This window comes from Bordetella muralis (assembly GCF_054781015.1).
On sequence record NZ_BAAGVF010000002.1, the window covers coordinates 240154 to 257121 of the forward strand.

Annotated in this window: 16 protein-coding genes; 13 read left to right on the forward strand and 3 right to left on the reverse strand. The window is 57.5% G+C overall.

The features are described from left to right. The first annotated feature begins 31 nt into the window (after positions 1-31). From ACYVIT_RS03225 to ACYVIT_RS03270, 10 genes are all read left to right on the forward strand, one after another. Entirely contained in the window at positions 32-1195 is a 1164-nt protein-coding gene (locus ACYVIT_RS03225; protein ID WP_460478149.1) for an iron-containing alcohol dehydrogenase, read from the forward strand. Positions 1196-1308: 113 nt separating this feature from the next. Beyond that, a complete protein-coding gene (locus ACYVIT_RS03230; protein ID WP_415805420.1) occupies positions 1309-2478 on the forward strand; it encodes an ABC transporter substrate-binding protein in 1170 nt (389 codons plus the stop codon). Between the two features lie 23 nt (positions 2479-2501). Next, on the forward strand, positions 2502-3368 hold the full coding sequence (locus ACYVIT_RS03235) for a branched-chain amino acid ABC transporter permease (protein ID WP_415805419.1): 867 nt from the start codon (positions 2502-2504) through the stop codon (positions 3366-3368). 4 nt (positions 3369-3372) lie between these two features. Continuing rightward, positions 3373-4392 carry a branched-chain amino acid ABC transporter permease gene (locus ACYVIT_RS03240; protein WP_415805418.1) on the forward strand — a complete coding sequence of 340 codons (1020 nt, stop codon included), beginning with the start codon at positions 3373-3375 and terminating at the stop codon, positions 4390-4392. Next, positions 4389-5153: an ABC transporter ATP-binding protein gene (locus tag ACYVIT_RS03245; RefSeq protein WP_415805417.1), complete on the forward strand. Its 765-nt coding sequence runs from the start codon at positions 4389-4391 to the stop codon at positions 5151-5153. Before ACYVIT_RS03240 ends, ACYVIT_RS03245 begins: the two co-directional genes overlap by 4 nt. Continuing rightward, entirely contained in the window at positions 5146-5838 is a 693-nt protein-coding gene (locus ACYVIT_RS03250; RefSeq protein WP_415805416.1) for an ABC transporter ATP-binding protein, read from the forward strand. The genes ACYVIT_RS03245 and ACYVIT_RS03250 overlap by 8 nt, the downstream gene beginning before the upstream one ends. After that, positions 5835-6674, forward strand: a complete 840-nt coding sequence (locus ACYVIT_RS03255; RefSeq protein WP_415805415.1) for an N-acyl homoserine lactonase family protein — start codon at positions 5835-5837, stop codon at positions 6672-6674. The genes ACYVIT_RS03250 and ACYVIT_RS03255 overlap by 4 nt, the downstream gene beginning before the upstream one ends. Before the next feature lie 15 nt (positions 6675-6689). Next, positions 6690-7793 (forward strand): LacI family DNA-binding transcriptional regulator, encoded by a 1104-nt coding sequence (locus tag ACYVIT_RS03260; protein ID WP_415805414.1) that lies wholly within the window; start codon positions 6690-6692, stop codon positions 7791-7793. A 45-nt stretch (positions 7794-7838) separates the two neighbouring features. Then, positions 7839-8930 carry an NADH:flavin oxidoreductase/NADH oxidase gene (locus ACYVIT_RS03265; protein ID WP_415805413.1) on the forward strand — a complete coding sequence of 364 codons (1092 nt, stop codon included), beginning with the start codon at positions 7839-7841 and terminating at the stop codon, positions 8928-8930. A gap of 37 nt (positions 8931-8967) precedes the next feature. Beyond that, positions 8968-10104, forward strand: coding sequence for an NADH:flavin oxidoreductase/NADH oxidase (locus tag ACYVIT_RS03270; protein ID WP_415805412.1), 1137 nt, complete (start codon positions 8968-8970; stop codon positions 10102-10104). A gap of 37 nt (positions 10105-10141) precedes the next feature. Here ACYVIT_RS03270 and ACYVIT_RS03275 read toward each other — a convergent pair whose 3' ends face one another. The 3 genes from ACYVIT_RS03275 to ACYVIT_RS03285 form a co-directional block, all read right to left on the reverse strand. Further along, positions 10142-10525 carry an EF-hand domain-containing protein gene (locus ACYVIT_RS03275; protein ID WP_415805411.1) on the reverse strand — a complete coding sequence of 128 codons (384 nt, stop codon included), beginning with the start codon at positions 10523-10525 and terminating at the stop codon, positions 10142-10144. A gap of 8 nt (positions 10526-10533) precedes the next feature. Beyond that, positions 10534-10764 carry a glycine zipper 2TM domain-containing protein gene (locus tag ACYVIT_RS03280; RefSeq protein WP_415805410.1) on the reverse strand — a complete coding sequence of 77 codons (231 nt, stop codon included), beginning with the start codon at positions 10762-10764 and terminating at the stop codon, positions 10534-10536. Positions 10765-10971: 207 nt separating this feature from the next. Continuing rightward, a complete protein-coding gene (locus ACYVIT_RS03285; RefSeq protein WP_415805409.1) occupies positions 10972-12774 on the reverse strand; it encodes an acyl-CoA dehydrogenase in 1803 nt (600 codons plus the stop codon). 219 nt (positions 12775-12993) lie between these two features. Here ACYVIT_RS03285 and ACYVIT_RS03290 point away from each other — a divergent pair, with 219 nt between their 5' ends. The 3 genes from ACYVIT_RS03290 (at position 12994) to ACYVIT_RS03300 (ending at position 16953) form a co-directional block, all read left to right on the forward strand. Beyond that, the gene (locus ACYVIT_RS03290; protein ID WP_415805408.1) at positions 12994-13947 is read left to right on the forward strand and encodes a tripartite tricarboxylate transporter substrate binding protein; all 954 of its coding nucleotides are present in this window, start codon (positions 12994-12996) and stop codon (positions 13945-13947) included. Positions 13948-13978: 31 nt separating this feature from the next. Further along, positions 13979-14800, forward strand: a complete 822-nt coding sequence (locus ACYVIT_RS03295; protein ID WP_415805407.1) for an IclR family transcriptional regulator — start codon at positions 13979-13981, stop codon at positions 14798-14800. Positions 14801-14868: 68 nt separating this feature from the next. Next, the gene (locus ACYVIT_RS03300; RefSeq protein ID WP_415805406.1) at positions 14869-16953 is read left to right on the forward strand and encodes a 3-hydroxyacyl-CoA dehydrogenase NAD-binding domain-containing protein; all 2085 of its coding nucleotides are present in this window, start codon (positions 14869-14871) and stop codon (positions 16951-16953) included. Positions 16954-16968 lie beyond the last annotated feature (15 nt).

Genomic DNA, 16968 nt, shown 5'->3' on the forward strand with positions numbered 1-16968 from the left:
CATAGCACGACAACACACAAAAAGGTTCAGCATGGCAGTCTCCGAAATCAGCACATTCTTTTGTCCAACCCGCTTGTATATGGGTATAGGGTCGCACCGTAAACTCGGCGATCTGCTGCGAGCGCAGGGTTGCAATCGACTGTTCGTGGTCATCGACGGCGCGCTATTGTCCGGCGAGTTTTATACCAACATCCGCACGATGCTGGATGATTTAGGTATCGCCATTGCGAGCTATTCGGAGATCGAACCGGACCCCAGCGCGATCACCGTAGAGCGCGCATTCGCGGCATGCCAGGCACATCAAGCCACCGCGTTGCTGGCAGTGGGCGGCGGCAGCGCCATGGACGTGGCAAAAGCGGTCGGTATCCTGGCTACCAACGGCGGACGTATCCACGACTATGAGGGTATCGAGAAATTCACAACGCCTCCGCTGCCGCTGATCGCCATTCCCACGACGGCGGGAACGGGCTCCGAAGTATCGGGATCGTGTGTTATCACCGATACCGAAAAGAACCTGAAGATGTCGATTCGCCATGCCGCGCTCAACCCTGCGCGATTTGCCATCCTCGATCCGCTCGCTTTGCGGACATTACCGGCACACGTGGCGGCGCATTCAGGCATGGACGCGTTTGTACATGCGTTCGAGTCATATATTTCGCGCCAGGCGAATCTGGTCACCGACGCCATCAACATCGAAGCGATCGAGCTGCTGGCAGCCAATATACGGCCCTTTGTCGCGAACCGTGACAACCTGCAGGCCGGTCTCAACATGCTGGTTGGTTCGGCGCTGGCTGGCATCACATTCGGTCAGACCGGTTTGGGCAACGTCCACTGTATGGCGCGTTTTGTCGGGGCTTACTGGCATTTGTCTCACGGTTTGTCCAACGCCGTGTGTTTGCCACATGTTGCGCGTTTCAATCTCTCTGCCAACCCGCGCAAGTTCGCTCGGGTGGCCGCCGCCATGGATCGCCCTGTGCGAGGACTGGCCGAGATGGATGCGGCCCGTGCTGCGGTCGAGGCTATCGAGGCATTGTGCAGGGATCTGGCGATACCGGCCCGGTTGCGCGACGTCGGCGCAACCGAAGACAAATTCGACGAAATCGCAGCGTTGTGCACCCAAGCCAATTACAACCGATGGAATCCACGCACGACGTCCACAGCGGACTTCCGCGCTTTGTTTGCGGAGGCATTCTGACGTTTGCGCGAGAGCAGGGATGAACGGACAAGCCATTAAGGCTTGACGCTACTTCATTTATTCAAAACGGCCATAGCTTTGATTATGGCTAATCAATAGGTCGAGGAGACGACATGAAAAAGAAGCTTGTAGGACTTGCCGCTGCATGCACGATAGCGGCTCTGCCCGGCGTAGCAGCGGCGAATTGTGAGATCAAGCTGGGTGCAACCGGCCCATTGTCCGGCGCAGCAACGCAGTGGGGATTGGCGATCAAGGGGGCTGCAGACTATGTGGCGGCCGAAGTCAACGCCAAAGGCGGGATGAAAGTCGGAGACGAAACCTGTCAGCTACGTGTCGTTGCCATAGACGCGAAGTACACCGCAGAAGGCGCTGCCGCAGCGGCAAACAACTTTGTCAGCCAAGGCGTCAAATTCATTCTGGGACCCATGGGTTCGCCGGAGGTCACCGGTATGAAACCGATCGCCACGCGCAACAAGATGCTCATGATGAGCGATAGCTATGCGCGTGACGCCATCGGCCCTCGTTGGCCGCTCACGTTCCATATTGGCCCGGGCCCGGCTGCATGGGGAGATCCGATCGTCAAGCACGCGAAGCAAACCTTTGGCATTAAAAGTGCACTGACGATTGCACCGAATGACCAGGCTGGTACTGATGTGGCCGAGGTAGTTGCTGCTATTTATGAAAAAAATGGCGTGCCGACCAAGCTGGAGTATTACCAACGTGGCACGACCAACTTTGCGCCCATTGTCACACGCATCATGGCCAGCAATCCAGATACAGTAGATACGGTATCGACCCCGCCGGGCGATGCCGGCATTCTCGTCAAGCAATTGCGCCAGGCAGGCTACAAGGGGGTGATCGGGCGCCTTGGCGGACCGGGTACTGTCGAGATTGCTCGTGTAGCGGGCGGCATGGAAGTGCTGCGCGACTTCTATTGGTTTGAACCGGTCTTTATTGACGAAAACGTGTTGAAGCTGCAGGAAAGCTACAAGACACTGTTGAAGGCAGAGCCGCCAGAGAACAACTTTTTCTATCTGTTTGTCGCCGGTGGCCGGGCTTTGGTGCAAGCCATTGAAAAAGCAGGCACGTACAGCGACGCTGACAAGGTGGCGGAAGTGCTGCGCAAACTCGACGTGGTCGATCCCAACCTTGGTGAGGGTAAATGGATCGGCCAGGCCACCTACAAGATCAATCAAGAATTGTCGTTGCCGTTTGGTATCGGAACGATTCTTGGCGGCAAGGAACAACCTGTGATTCAGGTTAAAGCTCCTGTCGATTATTGAGACCCAGGACGAGGGGCGAGATCGTGGATAGTTTTATCTCAGCGGGCCTGATTGGGCTTTCGCTCGGCGCTCAGTATGCATTGCTTGCCTTGGGGTTCGCTTTGATTTTCGGAATCCTCGGTGTGGTGAATTTTGCTCACGGCGGGTTCTATCTCCTGGGCGGCTATGTGGCATACGTAGGCGTATCGTGGTTCGGGATGCCTTATCCCCTCGCGGTCGTGTGCGCAGCATTGGCGACTGCCGTACTGGGATATCTATTCGAACTCCTGCTCCTCGAACGGGTCATCGACAACCACCTGGCAACGTTGATTCTGACGCTGGGGCTGTATCTGGTCATCTGCACTGCAGTGGTCGTGGTGTTCGGGCCAGATGCACCGCTCTTTCAGTTTCCGGTAGACGGCGTGCTGCATTTTGGCGGTGTGTATCTCCCGTTGGCCAATCTGATTGTTTTTGCAGTTTGTTTTGCGGCGATCGGGGTGACTTATGGGCTTTTGTACCGGACCAACTTCGGACGCAGTCTACGGGCATTGTCCGAGGACCGGCCGGTGGCAGTCGCCTTGGGTATTCGTGCCAGAGTGATGTTTCCCTTGGCTTTTGCCTTGGCGACAGGCCTGGCGGGCATGACCGGCGCATTGGTTACGCCCATACTCTCGCTCACCCCTCACGTAGGTGATCCCGTACTCGCTGCCTCTTTCCTGGTGGTCATCTTGGGAGGATTGGGTAGCCTGGGCGGCGCAACGATCGCTGCCTTTTTGGTTGGCCTGGTCGAGGCCTATGCCGCTGTTTATCTGGGCGGGTCCAAAGGCGCACTGATGTTGTTCGTGCTTGTTCTGATTGTCTTGCTGGTGAGGCCAACCGGACTCATGGGCGTGCGGACACGCGGAGCCTGAGATCATGAAAAAAAGTAATCTGGTACGTATTGTCGGGCCTTCGGAGTTGATCGCTCTAGCAGTGATGGCGCTTGCGCTGATTCTGCCTGCGATCATGACGGACGCAGCTGCCGTTTCTGTTCTGACGCAGTTCATGATTGCGGCGATGGGGGCGCTGAGCGTCTACATCATGCTGCGTATGGATCTGATGTTTTTTGCGGTGCCCGCTTTCATGGCGATCGGGGGGTATGCCGCGGCCATTCTGAGCGCGCGTCACGACACCACTGATCTGTCTATCTTGACCGTGGCGGCATTCGGCTTGCCGTTTCTGCTGGCTATTCCGCTTGGCCTGCTGGTCCTGCGGATGAAGGGTGTGTACTTCGTGCTCGTCACCTTTGTGCTTGCCGAAATCATGCCGCTCATCCTTTTTGAGACACCTGGCTTCACGGGTGGATCGAACGGAATAGCAGGGTTGCCGGCTGTCACGGTTTTTGGCGACACGTATGCCATTGAGTCTAACAACGCGGTGCTGATGCTTGCCTGCGGTCTGGCATTGTTGTCGGTCGTATTGACTGTGGTGCTTACTCGCTATTTCAAGTCTCAATTCGATTCCATCCGCGAGGACGAAGTGCTGGCTCAAAGCGTGGGCCTGGCGGTCGCCCGCTACAAAATCATTGGCTTTTGTTTTGCCGCAGGTATCGCGGGACTGGCTGGGTTTGCGCTGGTGGAAATGTTAATGACCGCACATCCGTCGTCGTTCTCCGCGATGTCGTCGGTCAATTACGTGGCCTATGCCATCGTAGGCGGGCAAAGTGCAATCCTGGGGCCGTTACTGGGCGCGGGCATTTTGGTGTGGGCGGCAAATTTATTCAGCTTGCAAGGCGAAATCTCGCAAGGTCTGTTCGGTCTCGTACTGATGCTTGCCGTGGTGTTTGCCAAAGGCGGCCTGATCGGCCTCATCCAGCAACATGGAACCCGCGTTTTCTCACGCAGGCGACCTCCCACCGGGCAGGTCAAGGGCCAAAATGAAAAGGAGTACGTATGACTGACGTTTGTGCTCATTCTGGTCCGATACTGCAGGTCGATAACGTTTCCAAGCAATTTGGCGGCAACAGAGTATTCAATAATGTCAGCTTGTCCTTGAACGCGAGCGAGGTGCTTGGCGTCATCGGTCCTAACGGCGCCGGTAAAACCACGTTGATCAACGTGGTTTCCGGTCAGATAGCACCAACCAGCGGCCGCATTCTGTACAGTGGACGTGATATCAGCGACAAACTGTTCCATACCCGAAGTGCGATGGGTCTGGTTCGTTCTTTTCAGCAGACGAAAATCTTCAAGACGGCATCGGTATACGAGAACCTGCATCGGGCGAAATTATTCAGCAGGAGAGGGATTTCGCTTGATGAGACCTATTTGGCCGGGCTCCTGCGTACGGCGGGTTTGCTCAACCGTTTGGATCATCTCAGCGATTCCTTACCGTACGGCATGCAGAAGATGCTGGGCCTGCTCATGGCGTTGGCCACTGACCCACGTATTCTGTTGCTCGACGAGCCTGCCGCCGGACTGGAAAAAGAAGAGCGTTTTTTCATCGACCAGTACGTGCAGGTCGCCCGGAGAGAGATGGGCTGTTGCGTACTGTTGGTCGAGCACGATATGGATCTCGTGAAACGGCTGTGCCCCCGCGTTTGCGTGTTGGATGGAGGCGTCCTGATCGCCGATGGTCCGCCTGCGGAGGTCCTGGCCCGCCGCGACGTGATCGACGCCTATCTGGGGACGGCGACCGAGGAGGAGCAGGCTCATGCTTGAGACACGCAATCTTGTCGTCCGCTACGGCGGTATTTCCGCTTTGAACGGTGTTTCCATTACGGTGCCAAAGAGCGAAACAGTCATTCTCGTCGGGGCCAATGGCGCGGGTAAATCCAGTTTAATCAATGCGATCATCGGAATGGTACCCCTCAGCGAGGGCACTATCCTTCTCGATGGCGTCGACCTGGGAAAGATCCCGCCCTATGAACGCGCCAATCAGGGAATAGGGTATTCCCCGGAAGGGCGCCGCGTATTTCCGACCATGACGGTACGCGACAACGTGCTTGCAGGCGCATCGCGGCTCGGTCGGGCCAAGCAGAACGCCGTATACGACAAGCTGGCTGATTTGTTTCCCATGCTCAGAGAACGGGCGGATGATTACGCCGGTTTTCTGAGTGGCGGCCAGCAGCAGATGGTCGCGATCGCTCGGGCGATGAGCGCTGCGCCGAGGCTTTTACTGTTGGATGAACCCTTTCTTGGTTTGGCTCCTGTGTGGATCGAACAGATCAGCAAGGCGATTCGTGTATTTCGCGCTGAAGGTGTAACGGTGCTGATGACTGAACAAATGGCTGTGCCGGCACTAAAGGTGGCGACCAGTGGTTATGTGATGCGTACGGGCCATATCCTGCGTCAGGGGACGGTGGATGAGTTGCGTAGTACAGCGCTTGAGGAGGAATATTTATGAATTCGTCAAAGAATCTCCAGGTGGACGATTCCCAGTATCGACTGCTCACCGTGCACTATGCGTCCAGCCCGGCAAACCGCAAGGCACAGCACAATTTCATGGCGGCCGTGGATTTCCACGATGTACCCATGCCATTGGATTTTTATGTCTGGGTGGCGATATCCAAAGACAAGGTCGTGCTGGTAGATAGCGGTTGCGACGAGGAAACCTGCAATCGCCGTGGGCACACGTTCCATCGTTGTCCGACCGACGCGTTACGCAGCCTGGGCGTCTCACCCGAGCAAGTCACGGACGTCATCGTCACACATATGCATTGGGATCATCTGGGGAATCTGGAAAAATTCCCCAATGCGCGGATTCATGTGCACAAGACCGAAATGCAGCACGCCACGGGCTGCGCGATGTGTCACGAAACGCTACGCCGTCCTTACGATGTCGAGCAGGTCTGTACGGTGTTGCGCGCACTGTATGCCGGCCGCGTCTCGTTTACAGACCAGACTGCCGAAATCCTGCCGGGTATTTTCATCCGGCCCGTCGGAGGTCACGCGCCAGGGCTGCAAATCGTCGAGGTGACGACGGCCCGTGGGCAGGTGATTCTCGCGTCAGACGCCATGCATTTCTACGCGAATGGCGAGTTGACCAATCCCTATCCGGTAATCGTGAATGTGCTGGATTATATGAACGGCCTGGCGCTGCTCAAACGTTTGGCAGCGACCCCTGACCATATTATTCCTGGGCACGACCCCAAGCTGCGTGATCGATTCCCTGCTGTTGCGGGCATCGATGGTGTATGGGATATTTCCCAACCTGCACTACCTACGGCGAATGAGAATTAAGGCCTTGACTCACTCTTGCGGCGCCGTGGCTATGCTGAAAGAAACCAGCTGAATTGGAGCATTTGTATGGCGCGCGCAAAAAAAACGATGTCACCATCATCACCCCCCAGAATCACGGTGCAAGAGGTCGCCGATCGCGCAGGAGTATCGATCGGTACGGTCTCTCGCGTTGTTAACAATGTGCCCGGGGTGCGGCCTGCCTATGTCAAGAAAGTGCAGATGGCGATAGACGAGTTGGGCTGGAGTCCGAACATCGCCGCGCAGAACATACGATCGCCGTCGCTACGAATGATCGGATTCATATTCTCCGATATTCGAAATTCGCTTTATTCGAGTATGACCAAAGGCGCTGAAGAGGTGCTGAGTACCAAGGGCTATCTGTTGGTCACCGCCAGCAGCGATGGCAACCCCGAGCGGGAAGTGGCGTTGATGGATTTCTTCAAACGCCGCCGTGCCGACGGAATGATTCTGACGATCCAGGACGAGAATAATAGTGCCGTACTTTCTGCCATTTCGAGTTGGGGTATCCCGCATGTGATGATGGAGCGCGAGATTCCCATGCATTCGGTGTCCATCGGCGCCGATCATTTTCATGGAACCCGTCAGGCAGTGGAATATTTGCTGGGCCTGGGCCATCGGCGAATTGCCTTGATTACAGGCGGCCGGGGCACGAAAGTCGCCCGGGATCGAGTTCGCGCACTCGAGGAGGCGTTGCGATCGGCGGGGGTTGAGCCTGATCCCGCGCTTTTTTGCCTGGATTCTTTTTCGGCCGAGTACGGGCTTTCGCAGACTCAACGTCTGATGAATATGAAGAAGCCGCCGACAGCCTTGTTGTCGATGGGGGTACGCCTGCTGCCGGGTGTGTTGGAGGCCCTACAGCTGATCGGAAAAAAGATCCCTGATGACCTTTCTCTGATCTGCGGCAATGACACCGATATCGCTCGGATCGTAACGCCACAGATCACCGCTGTGCGATATGACGCCTTAGCGCTGGGCCGAATGGCAGCGGAAAATTTGATTGACCAAATAGAAAGCCGGACTCACGAAGACAAGTCCGTGAGGATCGAGATCCCAACGGAATTGATACTGCGTCAATCGTGCAGACGCATCGCTTCATAACACTCTGCTGATATCGGATTCAGCAACGGACGGAGAGAGGTACAAGTGAACGATTTGTTGTTTCAACCTTATCGTATGCGCGAGCTGACGTTGCCGAATCGGATTGTGGTATCGCCAATGGCGCAATATTCAGCTAATGCCGACGGTCTTGTGACGGACTGGCATCTCGTTCATTACGGTAGCCTGTCTCTGTCCGGTGCTGGCCTGGTCATTATGGAAGCCACCGCCGTGGTGCCCGAGGGCCGTGTATCGCCGTGTTGTTTGGGCTTGTGGGACGATGCTCACGTCGACGGTCTGCGGAGAATCGTGAATTTTTCCCGTCGGCCGAACGCAAGCTATATGGGAATCCAGCTGGCACATGCTGGACGCAAAGCCTCTGTTGCCCCGCCCTGGGAGGGTGGCGCTGCATTGTCGGAATCAGACGGCGGATGGAAATTGTGGGGAGCATCGGCCAAGCCCTATCCAGGGCGAGATGAACCTATCTGCCCAGATGCCGCGGACTTGGATCGCATTACAGAAAGCTATCTTGCAGCACTCAGACGGGCCAACGACGCCGGTTTCGATCTGGTGGAGTTGCACGCGGCACATGGCTATTTTTTGAATACCTTTTTGTCTCCCTTAAGCAATTCCCGCGATGATCAGTGGGGCGGAGACATCGAGGGAAGGATGCGTTATCCGTTGGAAGTTTTCCGGCGTATGCGCGAGGCGTGGCCCACCGAAAAACCCATGGGCGTGCGCATTTCCGTCACCGACTGGGTGCAAGGTGGCTGGGATATCGCATCGTCCGTGGTGTTTGCCGAACGTTTAAAAGTATTGGGTTGCGATTATGTCGCGATCTCGAGCGGCGGAATTTCACCCGATCAGAGAATCACTGTGGGACCTGCCTATCAAGTCCCTGCCGCCGCCGAGGTGCGAGCACAGTCCGGGCTGCCGGTGATGGCTGTTGGCATGCTTTCCGATCCAGATGTGGCGAATCGCGTATTGACCGAAGAAAAAGCCGACCTGGTTGCCGTCGGCCGCGGGATGCTATTCAACCCGCGTTGGGCCTGGCATGCCGGTCTGACCCTAAAAGGTGAAATGCGCGTCGCTGATCCGTATCTGCGCTGCCACCCCAGTTTGAGAAATCTGCCCCGTTAACTCGTTGCGTTAAACCTATATTTTGTGAGTGTCGATCATGTCGAATGACTATCTGATTTTCAGTCCGATCACCTTCCGTGGGGTGACGCTTCCGAATCGTATTGTCTTGTCGCCCATGGCGATGTACATCGCTGACGAAGCCGCACTGAATGACTTTCATATGACCCATTATGGCAAGTTCGCCATGGGAGGCGTGGGTTTGGTCACTGTCGAGCAGACGGCGGTTTGCCGCCGAGGAAGAATTACCAATGGCTGTCTGGGACTTTGGAGCGAAGATCATCTGCCGGCCTTTCGTCGGCTCACCGATGTGATTCACAGCTTTGGCAGTAAGGCGGCGATTCAAATCAATCATGGTGGACGCAAAGCCAGTGCGCAGCGAGCATGGCAAGGTAACGGTCCCCTGACTGCAGACGATATCGCGCGCGGAGAGGAGCTGTGGCAGCCAGAAGGCCCCTCGGATCTACCGTTCGCACCTGGGTGGCCGGTACCAGAGGCGATGACCCTCGATCGAATCCAGTTGCTGCGCCGGGAGTTTGTCCACACCGCTTTATTGGCTGAGCGTGCAGGGTTCGACATTATTGAGTTGCATTTGGCGCACGGCTATCTGCTGCAGAGTTTTCTTACGCCGTTGGCAAACAAACGCACGGATGCCTATGGCGGCTCTCTCGAGAACCGGATGCGTCTCCCCCTGGAGATTGCCAGCGACACGAGGGCCGCGCTATCCGATAAAACGCCGATCTTCGCGCGCATCTCTGCTACAGATTGGATTGATGGCGGCTGGACGTTGGAAGACAGTGTGGTGCTGGCCGAACGCCTGAAAGAGGCCGGCGTTGATCTGATCGATTGCTCTTCTGGCGGAAACCTGCTCAGAGGTGCGACGAACTCCAACTTGGCTCGGGGCCCGCTCTATCAAGTTCCCTTTGCGGAAACAGTGCGTCGCAAGGCCCTCGTTCCTACAATGGCGGTGGGCATGATCCGGACCGGCGCCGACGCAGAACAAGTGTTGCGCGACGGCAAGGCGGATCTGGTCGCGATTGGCCGGCAATTGCTGTTCAACCCGTCCTGGGTACAGCATTGCGCGCAAGAGTTCGGAGTGGACCCGAACTTCTCGCGCTGGCCAGAACCCTACGGCTGGTGGTTGTCCAAGTGGGCAAAGGCCGTGGCGGCGGTGTAAAGACTACTCCGTAGTTTCACACCGCCAGCGGAACATATCAACGGGTCAGCATGCCGTTACCGTCACGATCCTGCTTGCGGAAGTCATCCATGACTTGGCTCATGAATTCATCACGCGTGATGTAGCCGCGCTTGTTCTTATCCAGCATGGTGAACTCGGCGTCCGTGAATACGGTGGCAGTTTCGGGGCGGGCGAGCTTGCCGTCACCTGTCTTGTCAAGCTTGGTGAAGGCTTGTTCCATGAAGGTGCGATATTCGACTTCGCTGACGTTGCCGTCGCGGTTGGTGTCCATTCGCTCAAAGAGCTGGGCTTCGGTCGGGCGGGGCTGGATCTGAGTCTGGGCCTGGGCCTGGGCCGCAAAACCGGCAAGGCAAAAGGACAACGCGGCAATGGGGGCGAGGCGGTGCAGTGTCTTTTTCATGGTGGACCTCAGTTGCAACCTAAGCGATTGCCAGCATAGCCGCCGGCACCTGCGCCTGCGATCGTGGCAACGGTCTTGCCGGTGCCGCCGCCGACCATGCTGCCCAGCAGGCCACCCGCAACGGCGCCACCTACGGTGCCAGCAATACAGTTGAATTCCGAACTGGTGTGCATGCCACCGCCCGATTGGCAGCCCGCCAACGCGCCCATCAGCGCGATGGCTATGAATGTCTTGTTCATTGCATTTACCTCCTTTTGATTAGCCTATACAGGGACCTAATGCAGTAGGACGTCAGGGATAGCATATACAAAGTTTCGGAAAATAGCACTCTCTAGCGGCCATCAGCGCACAGAGCGGCCCCTCGCTGCCCGATCCGTGTCCCGCCTGGCCGGGGGGCTACGAGCGTATCCCCCGGGGCACAGACCGTAGCGGCTGCACAACATCATCTATAACCAATCAATCTCTACCCCCAGCGCCGAATTTTTCGTTGCCCGCAGCAACTGATGCACCGGCAACGTCAATGCAAGTTCAGTGTGAAAGAACCAATCGCACGCCGCTATCTTGCCTCGGTAAAACTCCTCAAGATCAGGACGTGCCGAAATCTGCGCATGCGCGACTCGAGCCTGCCACAACCAGATCCACGCGACGACGTTATGACCGAACAGATCGAGGTAGTAGGCCGCATTGGCGCATCCTTCGCGGGGGTTCTGCTCAATTGCGCCTAACAAAACCCGTGTCGTTTCACGCAGTTCCCGCCACGACCGATCTAATGCAATCGCATGTTCGGCGAGCTTCGGATTGGCACTGGCTTTTGCGGCCTCTATCGTGCGTATCACACGCTGGTGAAAACGCTCCAGCGCCTGCCCGTCGTGCATGCCCACCTTTCGGTTGAGCAAATCCATCGCTTGAATACCGTGCGTGCCTTCATGCAGCGCGTTCAGGCGATTGTCTCGATAGAACTGTTCCACGGGATACTCGCGCGTGTAGCCGTATCCGCCGTGTACCTGAATTGCAAGATCGTTAGTCGCTAATCCGTAACGCGCCGGCCAAGACTTGACCACGGGAATCAGCAGCGGTAACAACAGCGCGGCCTCCGCGCGTTCGTCCGCATCGGGATGATTCGCCTCGTCGTCGGCCAATCTGGCTGCGACGAGGCATAACGACAAGGCGCCTTCTGCGTAGGCTTTCTGTGTCATCAGCATCCGCCGCACATCCGCATGTTCGACGATGGGTACCTGGGGACTGTGCGGGTCGTTAGCGCCAGGCAGACGACCCTGGCGTCTCTCTTTTGCATAGGCCAGCGCATGGCGGTAGCCCGTGTAGGCCAACATCGTAGCGCCCATACCGACGCCGATTCTCGCCTCGTTCATCATCGTGAACATACAGCGCAGGCCTTGGCCGGGTTCTCCGATCAACTCACCGATGCAATCATCGTTTTCTCCGAATGAGAGCATCGTTGATGTGGTGCCCCGGTAGCCCATCTTATGGATCAAGCCCGCGAGCGCGACATCGTTCGATTCACCAGCTCGTCCGTCATCGTCAACGCGGAATTTCGGCACGATGAACAGCGACAGGCCTCGAGCGCCCGGCGGCGCGCCGGCAATGCGCGCCAGCACGAGGTGCACGATGTTCTCGCTGATATCGTGGTCGCCTGCGGAAATGAAAATCTTCTGACCCTTGATCGAATAGCGGCCGTCGGATAGCGGGTTGGCGGTAGAGCGCAGATCAGGCACCGAGGATCCGGCATCGGATTCGGTCAGCGCCATCGTTCCCAGCCAACGCCCCTCGAGCAACGATGGCAGGAATCGCTTTTTTTGTTCGACAGTGCCGAACGCGCGTATCAGGTTTGCATTGGCAGCGGTGAGAAAACAGTACGCAGAGGTCCCCACATTCGCGGCACGGAACAATGCCAGACACGACTGAGAAATGGTGATCGGTAGCTGCATGCCACCCAGTTCGTAATCGTGCGTCGCGGCCAAGAATCCGCCTTTGGCAAAGGCGCGTACCGCTTCGCCCACCGCGGGCAACGTTTTGACTGTCTGGCCATCGAATTCAGGCTCGTTTTCGTCCGAAAGCCGATTGTGAGTGGCGAAATATTGACTGGCCAGACGCTGAGCCGCGTCAATCGCCGCGTCGAAGGTCTCGCGAGAATGATCGGCATAGCGTTCCCGCTGGGTCAGCGACACGCTGTCCAGCATGTCGTACAGCACAAAATCGAGATGGTCGCGGCAGATAAGAAGGTTGGTCATCAGGCTTCCGAATCATCAAACAAGGCTGGTTTGGTTCCGTTGTGCAGAATATAAAACTGCATTGCAGAACTATTTTGGCCATGCTAGCATCAAATCACATACAAGACCGGAAAAATCCGGTATCGGGTTCTACACGCTGCGTTGGATTGCGGCTGACGAATGTAGTGTGCGTCTACCGCGGCTTCTGCAGTTTCGACATGCCCACCTACGGAGACAACTATGAAATTCAGCGCTGCCTTGGCGATATTCATGCTGGCCGTCAGCCAGTCCCCCTCAGTTACCGCTGCCCAGGACAACTATCCTGAAAAGCCGATCACCCTCATTGTTCCTTATGGCGCGGGCGGTACCACTGACGTCATGGCACGAGCGCTGGCGACCAGCTTGTCGAAACAGTTGAAGCAGCCCGTGATCATCGAAAACAAGCCGGGGGTAGGCGGGTCCATGGGCGTGGCAGCGATGCAGACAGCCAAACCCGACGGCTATACCCTGACCATGACGCCGGTCGGCATCTTTCGCCAACCGCATTTGCAACCGGTGTCCTGGAATCCCATCCGTGACGTGACCTACATCGCGACGATCCTGACCTATGACTTTGCGCTGTCCGTAAAGGCTGACTCACCGTTCAAGACGGCCAAGGACTTGGTCGACTATGCAAAGCAGCATCCGGGCGAGATCGATTACGGTACGCCGGGGCGGTACACCGGCAATCAAGTCGTGCTCGCCATGCTGGGCAAACGCGAGGGCGTAGAGTTCACCCATATCCCCTACAAAGGCGATGCGGATGCGACCGCAGCGTTGGTGGGCGGGCATGTGCGGGCCGCGGTTGTGACCAACAGCATTCTCGCTCAGGTCAAGTCGGGCAACGTACGCGTGCTGGCAACGGCGGACGAGGCGCGCAACCCCGAGTTCGAAGGCGTGCCCACGCTGAAAGAACTCGGCTACGACGTTGTTGTGAAATCGCCCCTGGGAATCGGCGGTCCCGCGAATCTGCCTGCTCCGATCGTCGAAAAGCTGGACAAAGCCATCAAAGCGGCATTGGAAGACAACGAGGTCAAGACCGCTGCCAAGAACTTCGGCGTCAGAACGTACTACCTTGATCACGATGCCTATGCTGCGTTCGCCAAGAACGAGTATGAAACTCAAAAACCCTTGATCACCGATCTGGGCCTGTAACGAACCGGGCGTCGTGCCCTAGATGTAAAACATGACCATTGCGCAAACCTCTACAGAAACTCTGCCGCGTGCAAAAAGCACGGACTCGGAAGACAGGCATTTCGTGACAGCGCTAGCGCGCGGTTTGGAGGTTCTAGCCAGCTTTAACGGCGGGGACAGCGCTTTGGGTAATCAAGAGATCGCGCGTCACTGCGGGCTGCCCAAGTCCACGGTGTCGCGCTTGACCGCCACGCTGGCACGATTGGGTTACCTGCGGCTGGACGAGGGCACCGGCAAATATCACCTCGGCGTAGCTACGTTGGCGTTGGGTGCCGGTATGCTCGCCAAACTGGACGTACGCCAGATTGCCAGGCCCGGCATGCAGCAGTTGGCGAGTGCTTACGGTGGTCTGGTGGCACTCGGTGCCCGCGACAGGTTTTCGATGCTGTATCTAGAGGCCTGCCGTAGTCAGGTCGCCTTGACCTTGAATCTGCAGATGGGTTCGCATGTGCCCATTGCCGTCACGGCCATGGGGCGCGCTTATCTGGTAGAAGCGGGCTCCGCAGAGCAACGCGAAGTCATTGAACGCGCCAGTGAACTGGACATCGGCTCAGGGCAAGCCATCGCACGCGGGCTCGAGCAGGCACAGGAAGACTACGCCAAGCTGGGCTGCACCTGCTGCTTTGGTGACTGGAATCCCGACGTGCACAGCATCGCCGTCGGCCTGCGGCTCGGCGGCAACCAGCCACTGATGGCGCTGAACTTCGGCGGGCCTGCGTTTCGCATGTCACGCGAATATCTGCTTAACGAGGTTCGTCCCCGATTGCTGGATCTGGCAGCACAGATCAAAGAACAGACAGGCGCGCCTGGCTAGGCTACCGCCGCAGGCAATGCCAGTATCGCTTTTCCCATTACACCGAACGTGAAAGGTTCTTCATACATATGACGCAGCTCACCTATACCGTGGTCGACGGCATCGCTCTGATCACGATGCAGAATCCACCCGTCAACAGCATGGGACACATGCAACGCCGACAGATCCTGGAGGCGCTGGACCAGGCCGAGGCAGACGCCGCGGTACAGGCTGTGGTGATAACGGGATCCGAGCAGGTGTTCTCGGGTGGTGCCGACATTACGGAGTTCGGAACGCCAAAAGCGAGCCGGCATCCTACGTTGCGCGACGTCATTGACGCGCTCGACGCATATTCCAAGCCCGTCGTTGCCGCCATCGATGGCATATGCCTGGGCGGCGGGCTCGAGTTAGCGCTGGCGACACATTACCGTGTTGCAACTGGACGGGCTTTGGTTGGTTTGCCTGAAGTAAAGCTGGGCCTGTTGCCCGGCGCGGGCGGCACACAACGGCTGCCACGGCTGGTGGGCCTGGAACGGGGGCTGGATATGATCGTCAACGGCAAAAAGGAAAAAGCCGTTGACCTGGCCGCCACCCGCTTGTTTGATCTGGTGGTTGAGGGCGCTGTAGCGGATGCCGCCATGGCGTTTGCCCGTGAGCGCGTTCGCGCCAATGATCCGATCCAGCGCACGCGCGACATCGCCATCACAGAGCCGGACGCGCAAGCATTCCTGCAAGTCGTCCGACGGAATACGGCTGCCGCTCACCCTCGACTGCCGGCGCCCTCGCAATGCGTCGAGGCCGTTGCTGGTTGCCTGCTGCCATTCGATGAGGGCGTCAGGAAAGAGCGGGCGCTTTTCATGCAGCTGATGAACAGCCCTGAATCTGCAGCGCTGCGGCATGTCTTCGCTGCCGAACGTGCCGCGACCAAGGTGGTGGGCATCTCGCCGCAAACGCCGAAGCGCGAGATCCGGCGAGTTGGTGTCATTGGTGCAGGCACCATGGGTAGCGGCATCGGTATGAATTTCCTGAACGCCGGCATTCCGGTGGTTTTGCTGGATATGGGCGACGAAGCGCTTGCGCGGGGGGTAGCCGCTATTCGCAAGAACTACGAAGCCACCAAGCGTAAAGGACGAATCAGCGAAGCGCAGATGGACCAACGCATTGCTTTGCTGCAGACAACCCTCAACTATAGTGACCTGAGCGATGTCGACTTGGTCATCGAAGCCGCGTTCGAAGACATGGCCGTCAAGCAGAAAGTATTCAGCGCGCTAGACGCGGTGCTGAAACCTGGCGCGATCCTGGCGACGAATACCTCGACCCTGGACGTCAATGCGATTGCAGGATTCGTAAAGCGCCCCGCAGACGTGGTGGGACTGCATTTTTTCAGCCCCGCCAATGTTATGCGATTGCTTGAGATCGTCCGAGCAGATCAGACTTCCGACGAAGTGCTGGCGACCTCTCTCCACCTGGCAAAGGTGATAGGCAAGCAGCCGGTAGTCTCTGGCGTATGTGACGGCTTTATCGGCAACCGTATGCTCAATGGGTATCGTGACGCAGGCGAAGAATTGCTGTTGCTGGGCGCGTCGCCGAAGGACATTGACAAAGCTCTCGAGGACTTCGGTTTTGCGATGGGGCCTTATCGCATGGGCGACCTGGCGGGCTTGGACATTGGTTGGGCAATCCGAAAGCGCCGACAGGCCGAGAACCCGGACCGGGATTTCTCCTGCGTAGCGGATCGCCTCTGCGAAGCAGGACGATTTGGTCAGAAGACCGGTGCGGGTTGGTATCGATACGAATCCGGTAGCCGTACGGCCCACGCAGATCCCGTGGTCGCCGAGATTCTCGATGCCTACCGCCAGGAAAAATCCATCGTGCCGCGTAGCTTTAGCCCGCGCGAGATCGTCGAGCGCTGCGTGTTTGCGCTGGTCAATGAGGGCGCACGCATCCTGGAAGAGGGCATCGCGCAACGGGCCTCGGACCTGGACATCGTATACCTCAATGGATATGGCTTCCCGCTGCATCGCGGCGGCCCCATGCATTATGCCCAGCAGGTCGGTCTGTACAACGTGGTACGCGCCATGCGCCGGTTTGCCGCGCAATCGCGCAATCCGGATTTCTGGCAGCCAGCCTCGATGCTGGTTCAGCTGGCCGAATCCGGCGACGCATTGAAATAACCCGTGATCACATTG